The sequence below is a fragment of the Thiobacillus sp. genome (assembly GCF_018780105.1).
Lineage (GTDB): Bacteria > Pseudomonadota > Gammaproteobacteria > Burkholderiales > Thiobacillaceae > Thiobacillus.
On sequence record NZ_JADMKC010000005.1, the window covers coordinates 129046 to 146552 of the forward strand.

The following is a 17507-nucleotide window of genomic DNA, read 5'->3' on the forward strand; positions in this document are numbered from 1 at the left end:
GTATGCGGAAGGTTTTGACTACGATCGCGATGCTGGGTGCCTTGTCTACATCCGCATGGGCAGCAGCTGTGATGGATGTGGCTGATCTGGTCGAATCGCAGGGTCCGGCCGTGGTCAATATCAGCACCACGACGCTCGCCAAGCGCAGCACGAATGGCATGTCGCCCGATATGCCTGGCAACAACGAAGACATGCAGGAATTCTTCCGCCGCTTTTTCCCCGGCATGCCCGGAATGCCGGGCGGATCGATGCCGGATACGCCCAGCCATGGCGCAGGCTCCGGTTTTATCGTCGGAAGCGACGGCACCATCCTCACCAATGCGCATGTGGTGCGCGGGGCCGACGAAGTCATCGTCAAACTGACCGACAAGCGCAAGTTCACCGCCAAAGTAATTGGAACCGATGCGCGCACCGATGTCGCCGTGCTGAAAATCACCGCCCAAAACCTGCCTGCCGTGAAGCTCGGTAATCCGGATGCCTTGCGCGTCGGCGAAGCCGTTGCCGCGATCGGTTCGCCTTTCGGTTTCGAGAATTCGGTGACTGCCGGCATCGTCTCGGCCAAGGGGCGCTCGCTGCCGTCGGAAAGCTACGTGCCTTATATTCAGACCGACGTGGCGATCAACCCTGGCAACTCCGGCGGTCCCCTGTTCAACATGAAGGGTGAAGTCGTCGGCATCAATTCGCAGATTTACAGCCGCAGCGGCGGTTATCAGGGTGTTTCTTTTGCCATCCCGATCGATGTCGCCATGGAAGTGGTGAGCCAGCTCAAGTCCGGCGGCAAGGTCTCGCGCGGCTGGCTGGGCGTGGTGATCCAGGAAGTCAGCAGCGATCTGGCCGAGTCGTTCGGTCTCGATCGCCCGCGCGGCGCGTTGATCGCCCAGGTGCAACCGGATGGGCCGGCAGCCAAGGCCGGCCTGCAGGCTGCCGATGTCATTCTCAAATTCAACGGCAAACCCGTGGAAAACTCCGGCGATTTGCCGCGCATGGTCGGCACCGTCAAACCGGGCAGCAGCATCCCGCTGGAAATCTGGCGCAAGGGCAAGGCGCAGACCATCAACGTGGTGCTGACCGAATTGCCGGCTGAAGAGCAGGTGGCCAGCAAATCCGGCAAGGCCTATTCGCGCGGCGGTCTTGCGCTGGCCGAACTGACCGCCGAGCAGCGGCGCGAGATCGGGATTGACTATGGACTGCTGGTGCAGGATGCGACGGGCGATGCCTTGCGGGCGGGCATTCGCAGCGGTGATGTGATCCTGGCCGTCAACAACGGCAAGGTTGCAACAGTGGAGGCTTTTCGCAAAGCCATTGCAGCTGTACCGGCTGGAAAGGCTGCGGCTATTCTGGTGAAACGCGGAGACGGCTCGCTGTATGTCCCGCTAAAGATATCTGCCGATTGATGGACAGGCCTGGGCGTCAACTTACGCTCTACACGCGGACCGGCTGCCCGCTGTGCGAGGACATGGCGGAACAGGTGCGGGCACGCGCAGGCGTGCACCAGCTCAAGGCGGTGGACGTGGATGATGATCCTGCGCTGAAAGACCGGTTCGGCTGGGATGTTCCGTTGTTGTTCGACGGCGAAAACGAGATTTGCCGGCACGAATTCGATGCGGTTGCCTTTGCTGCGTGGCTCGGCGGCTTGAGGCTGGCTGATGCAAACGGTCCAGAAGCATATTAGTGAATAATGTTATAACTCATTGTCATAAAAGGATTTTTTGCCTCACGGGTACGCATTGTCCAGATGCTACGGGTCATAATTGCGAACAACTCCTGCGTGGAACAGGGTTCAGCAATCCAACCAGAAAGAGCGAGGATGATGAAATTTACCGCGATGACGCTGTGTGCAAGTGTATTGACGTTCCTGGCGCTGCCGGCCCAGGCAGCAGGCGATCCCAAAGCAGGACAAACCAAAACCTCGATGTGCGCGGGTTGCCACGGCATCGCGGGCTGGCGTACGGCCTATCCCAGCGTGTACAGCGTGCCCAAGCTGGGCGGCCAGCATGCCGAGTACATCGTGGCGGCCCTCAAGGGTTATAAGTCGGGTGAGCGCAGTCATCCCAGCATGGATGGCATCGTGGGCAGCCTGAGCGAGCAGGACATGGAAGACCTTGCAGCCTATTACGCATCGTCGTATAGCGGCCCAGCCAAATGATCGCGGAGACCCCCATGAAAAGTACTTTATTCGTTCTTGCAGGTCTTGCGCTGGTTATTTCGCTGCCGAGTCAGGCTGCCGGCAATGCTGAAGCGGGCAAGGCCAAGTCGACCACCTGTGCGGCCTGTCACGGGGCGGAGGGCGTGAGCACGGTGCCTTCGTTCCCCAATCTGGCAGGTCAGAATCGGGACTATTTGTATCACTCGCTCAAGGCCTACAAGGCGGGAAAACGGAAAAACCCCATCATGGCCGGTCAGGTGCAAAGCCTGAGCGACGCCGACATGCAGGACCTGGCGTTGTATTTTTCCAAGCAAAAAGGCCTGTATCTCAAATATTGAGAGGCAGGGCCAAGCAAAAACGGGGTGGCCACACAAATGGCCACCCCGTTTTTTTTTCAGCGGTCAGTGAATCGGGCTAACGGACGCAGAAGCGGTTGCGGCCTTCCTGCTTGGCCGCATACAGCGCGAGATCAGCGGTGTTGACCAGCGCGTCGATGTCGGCGGTGCTGGCCAGCTTGCTGGAGATACCGAAGCTCGCGGTGACTGTAATGGACTTGTTTTCCCGTCCGATCATGATCTTGCTGGACTCCAGCGTGAGGCGCAGGCGTTCAGCCGCTTGCGTGGCTGCCTTGATGTCGGTGTTGGGGCAGATCACCAGGAATTCTTCGCCACCGATGCGGCTGACGGTGTCGCCCTGGCGCGCCGACTTGCGCAGGATCTCGGCGGTTTCCCGTAGCACGATATCGCCCACGGCATGACCGTAGGTATCGTTGATCTGTTTGAAGTGATCGATATCGAGCACGATCAGTGAAAGCGGCATACCGGAACGGGTGGTCGCGCTCCAGATTTGTTGCAGTTGATCCATCGCCGAACGGCGATTGGACAAGCCGGTCAGCGAATCGGTCAGTGCGGCGGTAGCCAGGCGGCGGTTGGCGACCGCCAGTTCGGCGGCAATCTGGCGCAATTGCGCGCGGTCCTTTTCCCAGTTGTTCTGCAATTGCAGCAGGCGCTGCGCGGCGAACAGGCGAATGCGCAGTCCTTGTGCATCGACCGAGCTGGGCAGATAACCGTCCGCGCAGGATTCGTAGGTGCGCATCGATTGATTTTCGCCATTCTCATCACCCATCAGCAGGATATGCATGCGGCGGCCTTCTTCCGTTGCCCGCAAGGCGTGGCACAACTCCGAGCCATCAAGCTCGGGCAGCTTGACCTGCGCAATGATGACGTGCGGCAGAATCTCCATGGCCAGGGCGAGGGCCGCATTGCCGTTTTCGGCGGGATACACGATATGGGCGCTGTTTTCCACCAGCAAGCTCATGATCTGGCGGCGGCTTGCGGCATTGCCGTCAGCCACCACGATGCGCAGCGGCAACTGTTCTTCGCTGATGTCGGACTGCCCCTTGCTGATGTCCTCGAAAGGCGGCAGCGCCGTGGTCGGAATCTTCAACAGCTCACCCCATTCGCGCCAGCTGGCCGTCACCTTGTCGATGAAGCCGCCTGCGGTTTCGGGCGTGATGTCAATTGCTTCGGCCTGTTTGATCCATTCCTGCGCCAGATGCGGCCGCGCATCTGCGGTGGCGAGCCCGTAATCGGCCAGCAGATGCGATAGACGCAAAATCAGCATCAGGCTGTTTGAGCGTGAGTCGCTGGCGAAGCTGGCATGTTCGGGGTCTTCATAATGTGCGAGGGGTTCGGTGAAGACCTTGGGCAAGCCCCAGTCGGCCATCATCACGACGCCCAGTTCGGTGTGATCGGTTTCCAGTTGCACATGCTCCAGCGCCAGCAATGACTGCGTCCGGTCAGCCTGATAGCCAGCCAGCACGCCGCTGTACTCACTGGGATAGGCAGTTGCCAGCGCGAGTTGTCCGACCTGTGCCAGCAAACCGCAGATAAACAATTCGTCGGGGGCCGCCGAGCGCACGCGCGCGCCGAGCGCCTGCATGGCCAGCCCCATCAACAGGGAATGCGACCAGTAAGCCTGATAGTCGAAGCCCACGCAGATGCCGGAGCGGTATTGGTCGAGCAGGGAAAACCCCAGAGCAAGCTGGCGGACCGAGGTCATGCCCTGCCGCACGACGGCTTCCTGCACCGATACCACCGGACGCGAGATGTGCGACGCAGTGTTGGCGAGCTTGATCAGGCGCCCGGACAGTGCGGGATCGGTTTGTACTACGCGAGCGACCTCGCCCAGGGTCGCGTTTTCGCGACGTGATAATTCGAGTACAGCCAGCGCGACGCCCTTGGGGGAGGGAAGCTGGCCGCTAATGTTTAGTTGTTCAGCGGTGTTCATCGATCAGTTTGCGAAGTGCGATACGGCTCGAAATAGGGGGGTACCCCAGTTATATCGACAACATTTCGACAAACTGAAAACCGGCCATCCGCCAGGCCGGTTGGTTGGACGGATTTTACCCAGCCAGCCCCAGTTGTTGGTCAAGGCAATGCAAATACGAAGCTGAGTCAAATGCAGTCTGGTGGCGCTGCACTTGCCAGATCATCTCGGCCAGACATTCCATCACCGCATGCTGTGCGGCCATCGCGTCGCCGTGCAGTGCAAGCAGTTGCTGGTAACGCGCGCGGATGCCGGGCGGCTGGTCGACCGACAGCTGTTCACTGATCGCAAGATGCATGGATAAATGCAGAAACGGATTGGTTTCACCTGCCTCGGGCAGGTAGTCGCGTTCCTGATAGCGCTCGGGATGATCAAGATGGACGTGGTATTCGGGATGGCTAAGGATCGCGTCGAGCGCAGGCTGCTCGGCTCCCGCAAGGGGCTGTCCAGTCCGATATTTCGCCCATACGCCGAAAAAGAACTGGCGCACCTGATCGCGGCTGGGGTTAAACATGATGTGAATTAAACAGGACGTGGCTCAAACCAGGCCGAGTTTGCCCTTGAACTCGCACAGATCGGCAATGATGCATTCCGCGCATTTCGGCTTGCGTGCCTGGCAGGTATAGCGCCCGTGCAGGATCAGCCAGTGGTGGGCATCGATGCGGAATTCGTCCGGAATGGTCTTGAGCAGTTTCTTTTCCACCTCCAGCACCGTTTTTCCGGGCGCCAGACCGGTACGGTTGGCCACCCGGAAAATGTGCGTATCGACCGCCATGGTCGGCTGGCCGAATGCCGTGTTCAGGATGACGTTCGCGGTTTTGCGTCCCACGCCGGGCAGCGCTTCGAGCGCAGCGCGATCGGCCGGCACGCTGCTGTGGTGCTGCTCGATCAGCATGCGGCACGTGGCGATGAGATGGCGGGCCTTGCTCTTGTACAGGCCGATGGTCTTGATGGCGTCGGCCAGGCCCGCCTCGCCCAGGGCGTAAATGGCTTCCGGCGTATTGGCCTTCGGGAACAGACGGCGCGTAGCGAGGTTCACGCCCTTGTCTGTCGATTGTGCCGACAGCACCACCGCCACCAGCAATTCGAAGGGGGTGCTGTATTCCAGTTCGGTGGTGGGATGGGGATTGGCTGCGCGCAGGCGGCTGAAGATCGCGTGGCGTTTGGCTGGATTCATCTTGCCGGGTTCACACTGCAGCAGCTACGGCAGCCCGCGCCCGTTGTGCGCTGCGCGCCTTGTAGCTGTTGTTTGCCGCGATCAGCAGGCCCAGCGCGATAAATGCGCCGGGTGGCAGAACGGCCAGCAGAAATCCCTGATAGTTCGGCAGCACATGCAGGATGAAGGCTTTGGCGGATTCGCCGAAGACGAGGTCGATGCCGGAAAACAGCGTGCCCTGGCCGATGATTTCGCGGATGCCGCCCAGCACCACCAGCACCAGCGTCAGTCCCAGTCCCATCGCCAGCGCATCGATCACGCTGTGCAGCGGATGGTTTTTAGCGGCGAACGCATCGGCACGCGCCAGCACGATGCAGTTGGTGGTGATGAGCGGAATGAAAATCCCCAGTACCAGATACAGGGGGTGGACGTAGGCGTTCATGGCCAGATCGATCACGGTGACCAGTGCGGCGATGATGAGGACGAAGACCGGGATGCGGATTTCACTTGGCACGAAATGGCGCACCGACGACACCGCGCCGCTGGAGGCCGCCATCACCAGCGCGGTCGCGATGCCTAGCGACAAGGCGTTGATCACGTTGTTGCTGATCGCCAGTAACGGGCACAGGCCCAACAGTTGCACCAGCCCGGTGTTTTGCTTGATGAGGCCATTGTGAAAAAGGCTGCGGAATTCGGACATGGAAATCATGCTGGTGGCTCCTTGGCTGGTGGCGCGTTGAATTCCGCGCGGTGCTTGGCAAAGTATTCGAGCGCATTTTTGACGGCCCTGACTACCGCGCGCGGGGTGATGGTGGCACCGGCGCGGGCATCGAACGAACCACCGTCCTTGACGACTTTCCAGTTTTTGGGCGGTGGGTTGGTGAGCGATTTACCAGCGAACTGGTCGATCCAGGCGCTTTTTGTACGCTCAATGTAGTCGCCCAGGCCCGGGGTTTCGCGGTGGGCGGTGACGCGCACGCCGGTGACCTTGCCGTTGGCATCAATGCCGATCAACAGCGTAATGTTTCCGCTGTAGCCATCGGGCGCGATGGCTTCCAGTACCACGCCGGTGAACAGGCCATTGCGCTGCGCCAGCCATAGAGAAGAATCTTGTTGGTTACCCAGCAGGTCGTCGGGCGCTACGGTTATTTTGCTGCTCAGAAGGTTGTTGTCGTACAGCGTGGCGGGCAAAACCTGGCTCAGCAATGCGAGCTTTGCGGCCTGTTGGCCGCGCACGATGGTGGGTTCGGTGGACTGGTGGGTAAACGCCAGAATTGCGGTGCCGACGAAGGCAAATATCAGCAGGATGATGCCGGTACGCAGCGCGTTGCGGCTGGCTATGTTGGCGCTCACGTGCGCGGCTCCTTGCGTGTGCCGTCGTCACGTTTAACGATGGCTTCGCCATACACGCGCGGCTGGGTGTATTGATCAATCAGCGGCACGCATAGATTCATCAGCAGAATGGCAAAGGCCACGCCGTCTGGGAAACCGCCCCATGTGCGGATGACGATAGTGAGAAAACCCGCGCCCAGACCAAAAATCAGCTTGCCGCGCGGCGTGGTCGCGCCCGATACCGGGTCGGTGGCAATGAAAAAGGCGCAAAGCATGACAGACGGTGAAAACAGGTGGAACCACGGCGCACCGAAACGGCCGGCGTCAAAGAAATGCAGGAAGCCCGCGGTGAGCCAGATGCCGGCCAGAAATGCCAGCGGTACCTGCCAGCTGATGATGCGCAAGGCCCACAACAGCAGGCCACCCAGCAGAAAGGCCGCCGCCAGCCATTCGAATCCGACGCCGCCGTAGTGGCCGAATATGGCTTGCGTCATGGTTTCGTCAACGGTGAGCTGCTGGTACAGGCCGGTTCGCAGCACATCGAGCGGCGTGGCCATGGTGATGGCGTCGAGCGTGGCCTTGGGCAGATCGCCGCCGAAAATGACGGCGGCGCTTTGCGCCAGGGAAAGCTGTACGGCGCCGGGCTCGACCAGGGTCAATTCGAGCGGCCCCGCCCATTGCGTCATCTGAACCGGGAACGACACGATCAATACGGCGTAGCCGACCATTGCCGGGTTGAAAATGTTTTGCCCGAGCCCGCCGTACAAATGCTTGGCGACCACGATGGCGAACAGGGTGCCAGTGATGATCAGCCACCACGGCGCCAGCGAGGGCAGGGACAGCGCCAGCAACCAGGCGGTGACGATGGCCGACAGGTCGGCCAGGAAAGGTTTGGCCGGGTAGCCGCGCGCTTTCAGCATTGCGGCCTCGGCCGCCAGCGCAGTGACGCTGGCCAGGGTCAACGTGACGAGGATGCCGGGGCCGAACAGCCAGACATATGCCGTAATGCCGGGCAGCAGGGCCGCCAGCACCCACGCCATGATCTGGGTCACGCTGCTGCGGTCGATGATGAAGGGGGAGGGCATCAGGGGGTCTCTTCGGATTCCAGCGGCTTTCTCGCCAGCGCGCGAATTTTAGCCCGGCGCGTTTCGATCTCCGCGATCTCTTGCTGGGTGTCGGGCGACAGGTTGTCGGTGTTTTGCGGCGTGGTCTCGGTTTTTTTGGCCTGTGCGCGGGCCAGTGCGGCGGCGATCAGGGCCTTTTTGGCATCGGCCTCGCTGGTCCCGCTGTTGCCGGCCTCGGTCGGCGCGGCGGCGAGCTCCGCGCGCTTGGCCTGCGCCTTGGCGGCAAGCTTCTCGGCCTTTTCGGTTTTTTCGCGTTCCTGACGGAACAGGCGGAATTCGTGGCGTTCGCGCGCCAGATCGGCCGCGCGCTTGTCGCGTTCACGCGCCCAGATTTCGCTTTTGGCATAGCGGTAAAAATCGACCAGCGGGATGTGGCTGGGACAGACATAGCTGCAACAGCCGCACTCGATGCAGTCGAACAGGTGGTATTCCTGCGCGCGGCCAAAATCATCCGATTTGGCGAAGCGGAACAACTCCTGCGGCTGCAGCTCGGCCGGGCACGCATCGGCGCAGCGGGTGCAGCGGATGCAAGGCAGCGCCTTCGGCGGCGGCGGAAACAGTTCGGCGGATTCGACCAGAATGCAGTTGGTGGCTTTGACCACCGGTACGCTCGTATCGGGGATCGGCAAACCCATCATCGGGCCGCCCATCAGAACGCCCGTTGTACCGTCGCGGTCGCCGGCCAGCTGGATCAGCGTGTCGAACGGCGTGCCGATCAGGGCTTCGACATTCTGTGCACGCAGCACATGGCCGGTCACCGTGACCAGACGCGAGATCAAAGGCTCGCCGTGGTGCACGGCGCGCGCCAGGGCATAGGCGGTACCGACGTTGAAGACCTGGATGCCGATGTCGGTGGAAAGCTTGCCCGACGGCACCTGCTTGCCGGTCAGCGTTTCGATCATCTGCTTGGCGCCGCCGCCGGGGTAGCGTGTCGGCAGGCTGACGGTTTCGACGGCGAAATCAGTCTTTGCAGTTGCAGCTTGCATGGCCGCAATGGCCTCCGGCTTGTTGTCTTCGATACCGATCAGGATTTCGCTGCTGCCGAGCAGATGGCGCATGATCGCCACGCCCTGCAGGATGGCGTCCGCTTGGGTGCGCATCAGCATGTCGTCGCAGGTGATCCACGGTTCGCATTCGCCGCCGTTGATGATGAGCGTGGGACAGGTTTGTGCGGCACCGGGATCGAGCTTGACGGCACTGGGGAACACTGCGCCGCCCAGTCCGGCCAGACCCATGTCGCGCAAGTGGGCGAGCAGGTCGGCACGCGTCATGGCCTGATAGTCGAGCGGGCCGTGGGCGATCCACTCGTCGCGGCCGTCGGTTTCGATCGTGATGCACTCATCCGGCAGGCCGGAAATGTGCGGTACGCGTGCCGGCCCGATCGCGCTGACGATGCCCGAGCTGGATGCATGCACGGCCGTCGAAATGGCGCCGTCGGCCGCCGCGATCAGCTGGCCTTTCAGCACCCGTTCGCCCACATCGACTATGGGCCTGGCCGGATTGCCGATGTGCTGGCGCAAGGGAATGACCAGTTTTTTGGGCAGCGGCGCGGGGTGGATCGGACGGCCGGTGGATTCCGCCTTGTGCCCGGGCGGGTGAATGCCGCCCTTGAATTTGAACAGTTCGCGGCTCATGCGACGCGCTTCAGTTCAACGGGCTTAATTTCGATCACCGGATGCTTCCATTTCCAGTGCGGCAAGTCTTCGGCGATCGGCACCATCGAGATGCAGTCGACCGGGCAGGGCGGCAGGCACAGTTCGCAGCCGGTGCATTCAGCCGCGATGATGGTGTGCATCTGTTTGGCCGCGCCGGCGATAGCATCGACTGGGCAGGCCTGGATGCACAGCGTGCAGCCGATGCAGGTTTGTTCGTCGATGAAGGCCACCGATTTGGGCTTGGACGTGCCGTGGGTTTCGTCCAGCGATTTCGGTTCGACGCCCAGCAGGTCGGCCAGTTTTTTGACGCCTTCTTCGCCGCCGGGCGGACACTGGTTGATGTCGGCTTCGCCCTTGGCAATCGCCTCGGCATAGGGTCTGCAACCGGGAAAGCCGCATTGGCCGCACTGGGTTTGCGGCAGGATGGCATCGATTTTTTCCGCCAGCGGGTTGCCTTCCACCTTGAAGCGGATTGCCGACCAGCCGAGCACCAGCCCGGTTACGACCGCGATGCCGACCATCACCAGAATCGCAGTGAGCATTACTTGACCAGCCCGGAAAAGCCCATGAAGGCGAGCGACATCAGTCCGGCGGTAATCATCGCGATACTGGTGCCCTTGAATGGCGCGGGCACATCGCAGGTTTCCAGTCGTTCACGGATGCCGGCAAACAGGATCAGCACCAGCGTGAAGCCGATAGCCCCGCCTGCGCCGAAAAACAGCGATTCGACGAAACCGTGCTGTTCCTGCGCGTTCAGCAATGGAATGCCCAGCACCGCGCAGTTGGTGGTGATCAGTGGCAGGTAAATGCCCAGCACCTGATATAGCACCGGGCTGGATTTGTGGATGAACATTTCGGTGAACTGCACGATCCCGGCAATCACCACGATGAACGACAGCGTGCGCAGATAGATGAGGTCGGTGCCGAGCAGGTATTCGCTGACCAGATAGCTGGCACCGGAGGCCAGCGTCAGCACGAAAGTCGTCGCCAGGCCCATGCCGATCGCGGCTTCCAATTTTTTCGACACGCCCATGAAGGGGCATAGGCCCAGAATCTTGGCCATTACGATGTTGTTCACAAACACCGTTGAAATGAGGATGAGGAGGTAGGTTTCCAAAACAGGCGATCCGGGACAATGGCGCATTATCCGCCGATGTGGCGCTGCGGTTCAACCCTGACCACGCAACGTGATTGATGTGGGGCGACGGGGTAAACAGCTTGTTTTCCGGTATTTCGAGTGGGCGCGTGCAGCGAAGCCCGGCTTATCTGCCGATAGCCTTGTCGCTGGCCCAGAAATCGTAGCCTTTGCCGAGGAACTCGCCCCACGGCAGATAGTGCGAGCCGTCGCACGAGAAAGTCAGGCCGACAACGCCGTTGAAAATGTTGAGGGTGCCGCTGCGCAGGTAGAACATTTCGTCCATGAAGCGCAGGTCGCGCAGGCCGTCGAGTACGGCGCGGATACGGTCGCGCGGAACGAGGGCGTCGGCGGGATAGGCGCGTTCGGGATACACCAGGCAGATGTTGGGATCGGTCAGCGCGTCGATATCGAGCAGGCGGTAGCGGTAGGGATCGTCGAACAGCCAGATGACGGCGCGGCTGCTGGAAAAGTGCAGGATCACGTGATACACGCCGTGACCGGTCATCAACTCTTCGAGTACGCCCAGCACGGTATCGATGTTGATGTCCATCTGGCTGTCGCTGCGGGTCTGGTGGAACACCGTGCCGCGGATGGCGGGGTCGCCCTTGATCTGTCGCCAGTGAGTCGGCTCGTCGTAGAGCTTGCCGGTCAGCGGCAGGTTGCGCAGGTCGAAATCGGCGCCGACGAAGCCGAGCACGCGGCCGTTGGCGTCGCGCACGATCTGAATGGCGGTGAGCGAGGGACGCTTGGCGCGCAGGCTGATGTAGGCCTGCGACAGCAGGAAACCTTCGCTGGGCACGCGCTCGTTCATGTAGGGGCGATCAGCGCGGTTGCGGCCGAAATCGGGCACGACTGCGCCGTCACGGCCGAGGGTGTCGCTGATCTGGATGGCCTGGGTGTCCAGGGCATACATGTATTTGCAGATGGCTTGCTGCGCCAGGCTCTCGCTGAGGATGGCGTTCAGTGCCTGGCGGTCGCCCCAGACCTGGCTGCAGGCTTGGGCGGTCTGCGCCAGCGGCTCGCGCAGCAGGGTTTTCAGCGCCTCGCGCTGGCGGGTGATGCTTTCTGCAAGAGTGCCGGATGAGGAGGGCATGGAGGCAGGGCGGTCTGGATTTATCGTAGCGAAATGACCGGCCAGCCCTTTTCCTGCGCATGCGCATGCAAGGTGGGGTCGGGGTCGACGGCGACTGGGTGCTGAACGATTTCCAGCAGGGGCAGGTCGTTATGCGAGTCGCTGTAAAACCAGCTGCTGTCGAGCTGGTCCAGTTGCGTGCCCAGACCAGCGAGAAAATGCTGCAAGCGGGCGACCTTGCCCTCGCGGAAGCAGGGCGTACCGTGGACCTCGCCGGTGAAACGGCCATCGATTTCCTCGGGGTCGGTGGCGATGAGGTGGGCGATGCCGAATTCGCGGGCGATGGGCGCGGTCACAAAACTGTTGGTGGCGGTGATGACTGCAACCAGATCGGCTTCGTCGAGGTGGCGCTTCACCAGATCGCGCGCGGCCGGAGTCATCATGGGCTTGATCCGTGTTTCCACGTATTCGGCACGCCAGGCTTCGAGTTGCACGCGTGAGTGAGTGGCAAGCGGGCGCAGGGCAAATGCAAGGAAAGCATAGATGTCCAGCTGTCCGGCTTTGTAATCTTCGTAAAACGCCTTGTTCTTGGCTGCGTAGTGCGCGCCGTCGACTGCGCCCTTGGCAATCAGGAACTGCCCCCATTCGTAGTCGGAATCACCGGCCAGCAGCGTGTTGTCGAGGTCGAAGAGGACGAGGTTCATTTCAGGCAGGATAAAAATTATGGGTAACCGGCACAGCGGTGGGCTGTTTCGTGTTGCGACTGCGGATTGTAGAACACCTCGGATGCGCTCAAACACCGCGTCGTTCATTTCCCCCGCTGTGGCGTCAGCAACCGGCAGCCATGAGCAGGATTGGACACGTCGGCCGGATAGGCTCACCCGGTGAGATGGATTAGAATGCCGAGCTTGGTTTTACTCCGCCGGCATGTAACGGCGTGGATACTGAAAACAGCGGTGAAAACAGGATGGCGGAAATAAATATGATCAGAGGCAGTCTGGTTGCGATTGTCACCCCCATGACGGACGACGGTGCGCTCGATCTCGATGCGTTGCGCCGCCTGGTGGACTGGCACATTGCGGAAGGCACGGACGGTATCGTGATCGTCGGCACCACCGGCGAATCGCCTACGGTCACGTTCGACGAGCATTGCCAGCTGATTCGCGCTACGGTGGAGCAGGCGGCCGGCCGGGTGCCGGTGATCGCGGGCACCGGCGCGAATTCCACGGCCGAGGCGGTCGAACTGACCGAGTGCGCCAAGCGTGCCGGCGCCCAGGCCGGCTTGTCGGTGGTGCCGTACTACAACAAACCGACGCAGGAAGGCCTTTACCAGCATTACAAAAAGATCGCCGAAGCGGTCGATTTGCCGCTGATCCTTTACAACGTTCCCGGACGCACGGTCGCGGACCTGTCCAACGAAACGGCGTTGCGTCTGGCCAGCGTGCCCGGCATCATCGGTTTGAAAGATGCCACCGGCAGTATGGAACGCGCCGGCGATTTCCTGCGACAGGCGCCGAAAGACTTTGCGCTCTACAGCGGCGACGATGCCTCGGCGATGCCCTTCATGCTTTTGGGCGGGCATGGTGTGATTTCGGTGACGGCCAACGTTGCACCGAAGCTGATGCATGAAATGTGCGTCGCCGCTTTCGCAGGGAACCTGGTGCGTGCGCGTGAACTCAATAACGCGTTGCTGCCCCTGCATAACAAGCTGTTTGTCGAGGCCAATCCGATCCCGGTCAAGTGGGCCTGTGCGGAACTGGGATTGATACCCGCCGGTTTGCGCTTGCCGCTTACCCCCTTGTCAGCCGGATTACACGAGACCCTGCGCAGCGCGATGCGTCACGCAGGGCTGCTCTGAGAATTTGCTTTAGGACTCTTATGCGTTTACTGCCCCTATTTTTGTTTGCCAGCTTGATCGTTTCGGGCTGCAGCATGGAATCGAAAAAAATCGATTACAAATCAGCCGAAAAGCTGCCCACCCTGGAACTGCCGCCCGACCTGACGGCGCCGACAGGCGACAACCGCTACACCATTCCCGATGCACCGGGAGGCGCTGCGACGCTGTCGACCTACAGCAAGGACCGCAAGACCACGCCAGCCACTGCAGGGGCGCTGCTGCCGGCGCAGGACAAGGTGCGGATCGAAAAATCGGGTTCGCAGCGCTGGCTGGTGGTGCAGGCCACACCGGAGCAGGTGTGGCCGGTGGTCAAGGATTTCTGGCAGGAAAACGGCTTCATCATCAATCTGGAATCGCCCGAAACCGGCGTGATGGAAACCGATTGGGCGGAAAACCGCGCCAAGATTCCGCAGGACGGGATCAGGAACCTGTTGGGCAAGGTGATGGAAGGCATGTATTCCACGCCCGAGCGCGACAAATTCCGCACCCGCATCGAGGCCGGTGCGGGCGGGGCGGGGCTGCCCAGCACCGAGATCTACGTCAGTCATCGCGGCATGATGGAAATTTACACGACGGAGTTCAAGGATCAGACCAAGTGGCAGCCGCGCCCGCCCGATCCCGATCTCGAAGCTGAAATGCTGCGTCGTCTGATGGCGCGCTTCGGCGTCGCAGAACAACAGGCGGATGCCTTGCTGGCCAAGCAGCAGACGCCCGAGCAGGCGCGCATCGTCACGCAAGCCGGCGGATCGGTGCTGGAAATGGACGAAAGCTTCGATCGCGCCTGGCGTCGGGTCGGACTGTCGCTGGATCGGATCGGTTTCGCCGTGGAAGACCGCGACCGTTCCAAGGGCATCTATTTTGTACGCTACATTGACCCGGAAATCGACAACGCCAGCAAGAAGGATGAAGGCTTTCTGAGCAGCCTGGCCTTCTGGAACAGCAAGAAGCTGCAAACCTCGCCGCAATTGCAGATCGTGGTCACCGAGACGGGCGACAAGAGCCGCGTGACCGTAGCGCCAGCCGAGGGCAAGACGCTCGAGGCGGAGACGCGGAACCGCATCATCAAACTGCTGTACATGGATCTGAAGTGACGCGAAAGCCGGTGTGATGCGGTTTGCCAGTCTCGGTAGCGGCAGCGATGGCAATGGCCTGGTGGTCGAGGCCGGTTCCACCCGGGTGTTGATGGATTGTGGTTTCGGACTGGCCGACAGCATTGCACGGCTGGCACGGCTGAAGCTGGAAGTGTCGGATCTGGCGGGTATCGTGGTAACGCACGAGCATGGCGACCATATCGGCGGCGTCGGGCGGCTGGCGCGCAAGCACCGCTTGCCGGTGTGGCTGACCGCGGGCACGCTGGCCATGGCGCAAGATCTCGACGGCGTGGCCGTGCAGGTTATCGACAGCCATGCGGCCTTTGCTGTCGACGACCTGGAAATCCAGCCCTACCCAGTGCCGCACGATGCGCGCGAGCCGGTGCAGTTCGTCTTTGGCGACGGTCAGCGCAGGCTTGGTGTGCTGACCGATGTGGGATGCAGTACACCACATATCGAGGCGACCTTGAGCGGCGTCGACGCGCTGGTGCTGGAATGCAACCACGACGCGGCCATGCTGGACCAGGGGCCGTATCCCGCAGGGCTCAAGCGGCGGGTGGGCGGACGCTTCGGCCATCTGGAAAACGCGCAGTCGGCTGCCTTGCTGCACACGCTGCGCCACGACAAGTTGCAATGCGTGATGGCCGCGCATGTTTCGCGCACCAACAACACCGATGCGCTGGCGCGGCGTGCACTGGCCGAAGTGTTGAACTGCGCGGACGAGGAAGTGCGGGTCGCCTGCCAGACGGCGGGCTTTGACTGGATCTGTATTTAAGGCTGGGGGTGTTCCCTGCTGGAATTTTACTGGATGGACTTTGACCACTTTTGCTGAACTGGGACTTGCGCCCGACATCCTGCGTGCCCTCGACGACATGGGCTACGCCACGCCAACGCCGATTCAGGAGCAGGTGATTCCGCTTGCGCTGCAGGGGGGCGACATTCTTGGTGCAGCGCAGACCGGAACCGGCAAGACGGCTGCTTTCGCGCTGCCCTTGCTGCAGCGCCTGCTGCCGTTTGCCAACAACGGCACCTCACCGGCCAAGCACCCGATTCGCGCCCTGATCCTGACCCCCACGCGCGAGTTGGCGATTCAGGTCGAGGAGAGCGTCAAGGCGTATTGCAAGCACATCCCGCTGCGCTCGCTGGTGGTTTACGGCGGGGTCAATATCAATACGCAGATTCCAATCCTGAAAACCGGCATCGAGATCCTGGTGGCGACGCCCGGCCGCCTGCTCGACCACGTGCAAAACAAGACCCTGATGCTGAACCAGGTGAACACCCTGGTACTCGACGAGGCAGATCGCATGCTCGATATGGGCTTCATGCCCGATCTCAAACGCATTGTTGCGCTGTTGCCAGTGCAGCGCGTGAACATGATGTTCTCGGCCACATTTCCGGAAGAAATCCGCAAGCTTGCCGACAGCATCCTCAACAATCCGACCTTCATCGAAGTGGCGCGCAACGCCACAGCGGTGAACGTGACGCAGGTAGTGCACCCGGTGCACCACGAGCGCAAGCGGCAATTGCTGACGCATCTGATCAAGACGCGCGACCTCAAGCAGGTGCTGGTGTTCACCGGTACCAAGCTGGGCTGCAACCGGCTCGCCAACGAACTCAACAAGCTTGGCCTGCATGCGGACGCCATCCATGGCGACAAGACCCAGCAGGAACGCATCAAGGCGCTCGACGCGTTCAAGGCCGGTACGCTGCGCGTGCTGGTCGCCACCGACGTCGCCGCGCGTGGGATCGACATTGAAGCCCTGCCTTTTGTGGTGAATTATGATCTGCCGCACAGCGCCGAGGATTATGTGCACCGCATCGGCCGTACCGGCCGCGCGGGCGCCATGGGTGAGGCGATCTCGCTGGTGAGCGAATCGGAAACGCGCTATCTGAGGGATATCGAAAAGTTGATCGGCTCGCCGCTGGCAACCACTATCGTTCCCGGTTTCGAGCCGGGAGCAGCCGATGTGCCCGCGTATCAGCCGCGTTCGCCGCGTCCTGAGCGCGCAGTGGAGCCCGTAGTCGAACGACCGATCGAGCGCGCCCCCGAGCAACGCAGTGCGCCGCGCAGCAAGCCCGCCGCATCGCGCGATAGCTTGTTCGATGCGCCCTATGTTCCGGGCACGGCAGCAACTGTCGCGCCGGTGGCAAACCGTCAGCCGCCCAAGAAGCAGGTGGCGGCCTTGTTCCGTAGTCCGGTCAAACCTGAATCTGCCGAGCAATGAGCTGGGAAATCATCCTGTTGGTCGGCTCAGGCGCAGTGGCCTGGTACTGGTATGACGGGATGAACGTGCGCGAACAGGCTGTTGCCGTAGGGCGTCGCGCCTGCAGCGAGGGCAAACTGCAGTTTCTCGATGACAGTGTCGCCCTGAGCCGCACCCGTTTTGCCCGCAACAGCCTCGGCCAGCTGCAATTCCTGCGCGACTACCGTTTCGAGTTTTCGGACACGGGCAACAACCGCCGTCCCGGTGTGGTGCGCATGCTGGGGAACCGCGTCGAATGGGTGAGCCTGGATGGGGAGTGGCAGCCGGGGCAAACCGCCAGCGTTACCCGCCTGCCCGACTGACT

20 protein-coding genes are annotated in these 17507 nt (G+C 61.5%); 9 read left to right on the top strand and 11 right to left on the bottom strand.

Annotated elements, in window-relative coordinates:
• The first annotated feature begins 2 nt into the window (after positions 1-2).
• The 4 genes from IV098_RS04915 (at position 3) to IV098_RS04930 (ending at position 2484) form a co-directional block, all read left to right on the top strand.
• Positions 3-1394, top strand: a complete 1392-nt coding sequence (locus IV098_RS04915) for a DegQ family serine endoprotease (protein WP_296886704.1) — start codon at positions 3-5, stop codon at positions 1392-1394.
• On the top strand, positions 1394-1672 hold the full coding sequence (locus IV098_RS04920) for a glutaredoxin family protein (RefSeq protein WP_296886705.1): 279 nt from the start codon (positions 1394-1396) through the stop codon (positions 1670-1672). Before IV098_RS04915 ends, IV098_RS04920 begins: the two co-directional genes overlap by 1 nt.
• A 138-nt stretch (positions 1673-1810) precedes the next feature.
• Positions 1811-2146 (top strand): cytochrome c, encoded by a 336-nt coding sequence (locus IV098_RS04925; protein ID WP_296887077.1) that lies wholly within the window; start codon positions 1811-1813, stop codon positions 2144-2146.
• A gap of 14 nt (positions 2147-2160) precedes the next feature.
• On the top strand, positions 2161-2484 hold the full coding sequence (locus IV098_RS04930) for a cytochrome c (RefSeq protein ID WP_296886706.1): 324 nt from the start codon (positions 2161-2163) through the stop codon (positions 2482-2484).
• Between the two features lie 76 nt (positions 2485-2560).
• Here the strand turns inward: IV098_RS04930 and IV098_RS04935 are convergent, their stop codons facing one another.
• The 11 genes from IV098_RS04935 to IV098_RS04985 form a co-directional block, all read right to left on the bottom strand.
• Entirely contained in the window at positions 2561-4435 is a 1875-nt protein-coding gene (locus tag IV098_RS04935; protein WP_296886707.1) for a diguanylate cyclase, read from the bottom strand.
• 115 nt (positions 4436-4550) lie between these two features.
• The gene (locus IV098_RS04940) at positions 4551-4988 is read right to left on the bottom strand and encodes a DUF1841 family protein (protein WP_296886708.1); all 438 of its coding nucleotides are present in this window, start codon (positions 4986-4988) and stop codon (positions 4551-4553) included.
• Positions 4989-5012: 24 nt separating this feature from the next.
• The gene (nth, locus tag IV098_RS04945; RefSeq protein ID WP_296886709.1) at positions 5013-5651 is read right to left on the bottom strand and encodes an endonuclease III; all 639 of its coding nucleotides are present in this window, start codon (positions 5649-5651) and stop codon (positions 5013-5015) included.
• A 10-nt stretch (positions 5652-5661) separates the two neighbouring features.
• Complete coding sequence (locus IV098_RS04950; RefSeq protein WP_296886710.1) at positions 5662-6339, bottom strand: electron transport complex subunit E; 678 nt, start codon at positions 6337-6339, stop codon at positions 5662-5664.
• Complete coding sequence (gene rsxG / locus IV098_RS04955) at positions 6336-6983, bottom strand: electron transport complex subunit RsxG (protein ID WP_296886711.1); 648 nt, start codon at positions 6981-6983, stop codon at positions 6336-6338. Before rsxG ends, IV098_RS04950 begins: the two co-directional genes overlap by 4 nt.
• The gene (locus tag IV098_RS04960) at positions 6980-8047 is read right to left on the bottom strand and encodes an RnfABCDGE type electron transport complex subunit D (RefSeq protein ID WP_296886712.1); all 1068 of its coding nucleotides are present in this window, start codon (positions 8045-8047) and stop codon (positions 6980-6982) included. The genes rsxG and IV098_RS04960 overlap by 4 nt, the downstream gene beginning before the upstream one ends.
• Positions 8047-9720, bottom strand: coding sequence for an electron transport complex subunit RsxC (rsxC, locus tag IV098_RS04965; RefSeq protein ID WP_296886713.1), 1674 nt, complete (start codon positions 9718-9720; stop codon positions 8047-8049). The genes IV098_RS04960 and rsxC overlap by 1 nt, the downstream gene beginning before the upstream one ends.
• The gene (gene rsxB / locus IV098_RS04970) at positions 9717-10283 is read right to left on the bottom strand and encodes an electron transport complex subunit RsxB (protein WP_296886714.1); all 567 of its coding nucleotides are present in this window, start codon (positions 10281-10283) and stop codon (positions 9717-9719) included. Before rsxB ends, rsxC begins: the two co-directional genes overlap by 4 nt.
• On the bottom strand, positions 10283-10858 hold the full coding sequence (gene rsxA / locus IV098_RS04975) for an electron transport complex subunit RsxA (RefSeq protein ID WP_296886715.1): 576 nt from the start codon (positions 10856-10858) through the stop codon (positions 10283-10285). The genes rsxB and rsxA overlap by 1 nt, the downstream gene beginning before the upstream one ends.
• A gap of 145 nt (positions 10859-11003) precedes the next feature.
• On the bottom strand, positions 11004-11972 hold the full coding sequence (locus IV098_RS04980; protein WP_296886716.1) for a PDC sensor domain-containing protein: 969 nt from the start codon (positions 11970-11972) through the stop codon (positions 11004-11006).
• A 20-nt stretch (positions 11973-11992) separates the two neighbouring features.
• A complete protein-coding gene (locus tag IV098_RS04985) occupies positions 11993-12655 on the bottom strand; it encodes an HAD family phosphatase (RefSeq protein WP_296886717.1) in 663 nt (220 codons plus the stop codon).
• A gap of 278 nt (positions 12656-12933) precedes the next feature.
• On the opposite strand from IV098_RS04985, the gene dapA reads away from it, so the two are divergent.
• Genes dapA through IV098_RS05010 form a run of 5 tightly spaced genes read left to right on the top strand, consistent with a single transcriptional unit; the run spans position 12934 to position 17505 of the window.
• The gene (gene dapA, locus IV098_RS04990; protein WP_296886718.1) at positions 12934-13809 is read left to right on the top strand and encodes a 4-hydroxy-tetrahydrodipicolinate synthase; all 876 of its coding nucleotides are present in this window, start codon (positions 12934-12936) and stop codon (positions 13807-13809) included.
• A gap of 20 nt (positions 13810-13829) precedes the next feature.
• Positions 13830-14939, top strand: a complete 1110-nt coding sequence (gene bamC, locus IV098_RS04995; RefSeq protein WP_296886719.1) for an outer membrane protein assembly factor BamC — start codon at positions 13830-13832, stop codon at positions 14937-14939.
• Between the two features lie 16 nt (positions 14940-14955).
• Entirely contained in the window at positions 14956-15714 is a 759-nt protein-coding gene (locus tag IV098_RS05000; protein WP_296886720.1) for an MBL fold metallo-hydrolase, read from the top strand.
• A gap of 40 nt (positions 15715-15754) precedes the next feature.
• Positions 15755-17164, top strand: coding sequence for a DEAD/DEAH box helicase (locus IV098_RS05005; protein ID WP_296886721.1), 1410 nt, complete (start codon positions 15755-15757; stop codon positions 17162-17164).
• A complete protein-coding gene (locus IV098_RS05010; RefSeq protein ID WP_296886722.1) occupies positions 17161-17505 on the top strand; it encodes a DUF3301 domain-containing protein in 345 nt (114 codons plus the stop codon). Before IV098_RS05005 ends, IV098_RS05010 begins: the two co-directional genes overlap by 4 nt.
• The last annotated feature ends 2 nt before the right edge of the window (positions 17506-17507 follow it).

Coding starts and splice junctions, on each gene's coding strand:
- IV098_RS04950 (WP_296886710.1), bottom strand. CDS start 6,339: ATGATTTCCATGTCCGAATTCCGCAGCCTTTTTCACAATGGCCTCATC.
- rsxC (WP_296886713.1), bottom strand. CDS start 9,720: ATGAGCCGCGAACTGTTCAAATTCAAGGGCGGCATTCACCCGCCCGGG.
- IV098_RS04940 (WP_296886708.1), bottom strand. CDS start 4,988: ATGTTTAACCCCAGCCGCGATCAGGTGCGCCAGTTCTTTTTCGGCGTA.
- IV098_RS04925 (WP_296887077.1), top strand. CDS start 1,811: ATGAAATTTACCGCGATGACGCTGTGTGCAAGTGTATTGACGTTCCTG.
- rsxB (WP_296886714.1), bottom strand. CDS start 10,283: ATGCTCACTGCGATTCTGGTGATGGTCGGCATCGCGGTCGTAACCGGG.
- dapA (WP_296886718.1), top strand. CDS start 12,934: ATGATCAGAGGCAGTCTGGTTGCGATTGTCACCCCCATGACGGACGAC.
- IV098_RS05000 (WP_296886720.1), top strand. CDS start 14,956: ATGCGGTTTGCCAGTCTCGGTAGCGGCAGCGATGGCAATGGCCTGGTG.
- IV098_RS04980 (WP_296886716.1), bottom strand. CDS start 11,972: ATGCCCTCCTCATCCGGCACTCTTGCAGAAAGCATCACCCGCCAGCGC.
- nth (WP_296886709.1), bottom strand. CDS start 5,651: ATGAATCCAGCCAAACGCCACGCGATCTTCAGCCGCCTGCGCGCAGCC.
- IV098_RS04915 (WP_296886704.1), top strand. CDS start 3: ATGCGGAAGGTTTTGACTACGATCGCGATGCTGGGTGCCTTGTCTACA.
- IV098_RS04985 (WP_296886717.1), bottom strand. CDS start 12,655: ATGAACCTCGTCCTCTTCGACCTCGACAACACGCTGCTGGCCGGTGAT.
- IV098_RS04920 (WP_296886705.1), top strand. CDS start 1,394: ATGGACAGGCCTGGGCGTCAACTTACGCTCTACACGCGGACCGGCTGC.
- IV098_RS05010 (WP_296886722.1), top strand. CDS start 17,161: ATGAGCTGGGAAATCATCCTGTTGGTCGGCTCAGGCGCAGTGGCCTGG.
- IV098_RS04930 (WP_296886706.1), top strand. CDS start 2,161: ATGAAAAGTACTTTATTCGTTCTTGCAGGTCTTGCGCTGGTTATTTCG.
- IV098_RS04935 (WP_296886707.1), bottom strand. CDS start 4,435: ATGAACACCGCTGAACAACTAAACATTAGCGGCCAGCTTCCCTCCCCC.
- bamC (WP_296886719.1), top strand. CDS start 13,830: ATGCGTTTACTGCCCCTATTTTTGTTTGCCAGCTTGATCGTTTCGGGC.
- IV098_RS04960 (WP_296886712.1), bottom strand. CDS start 8,047: ATGCCCTCCCCCTTCATCATCGACCGCAGCAGCGTGACCCAGATCATG.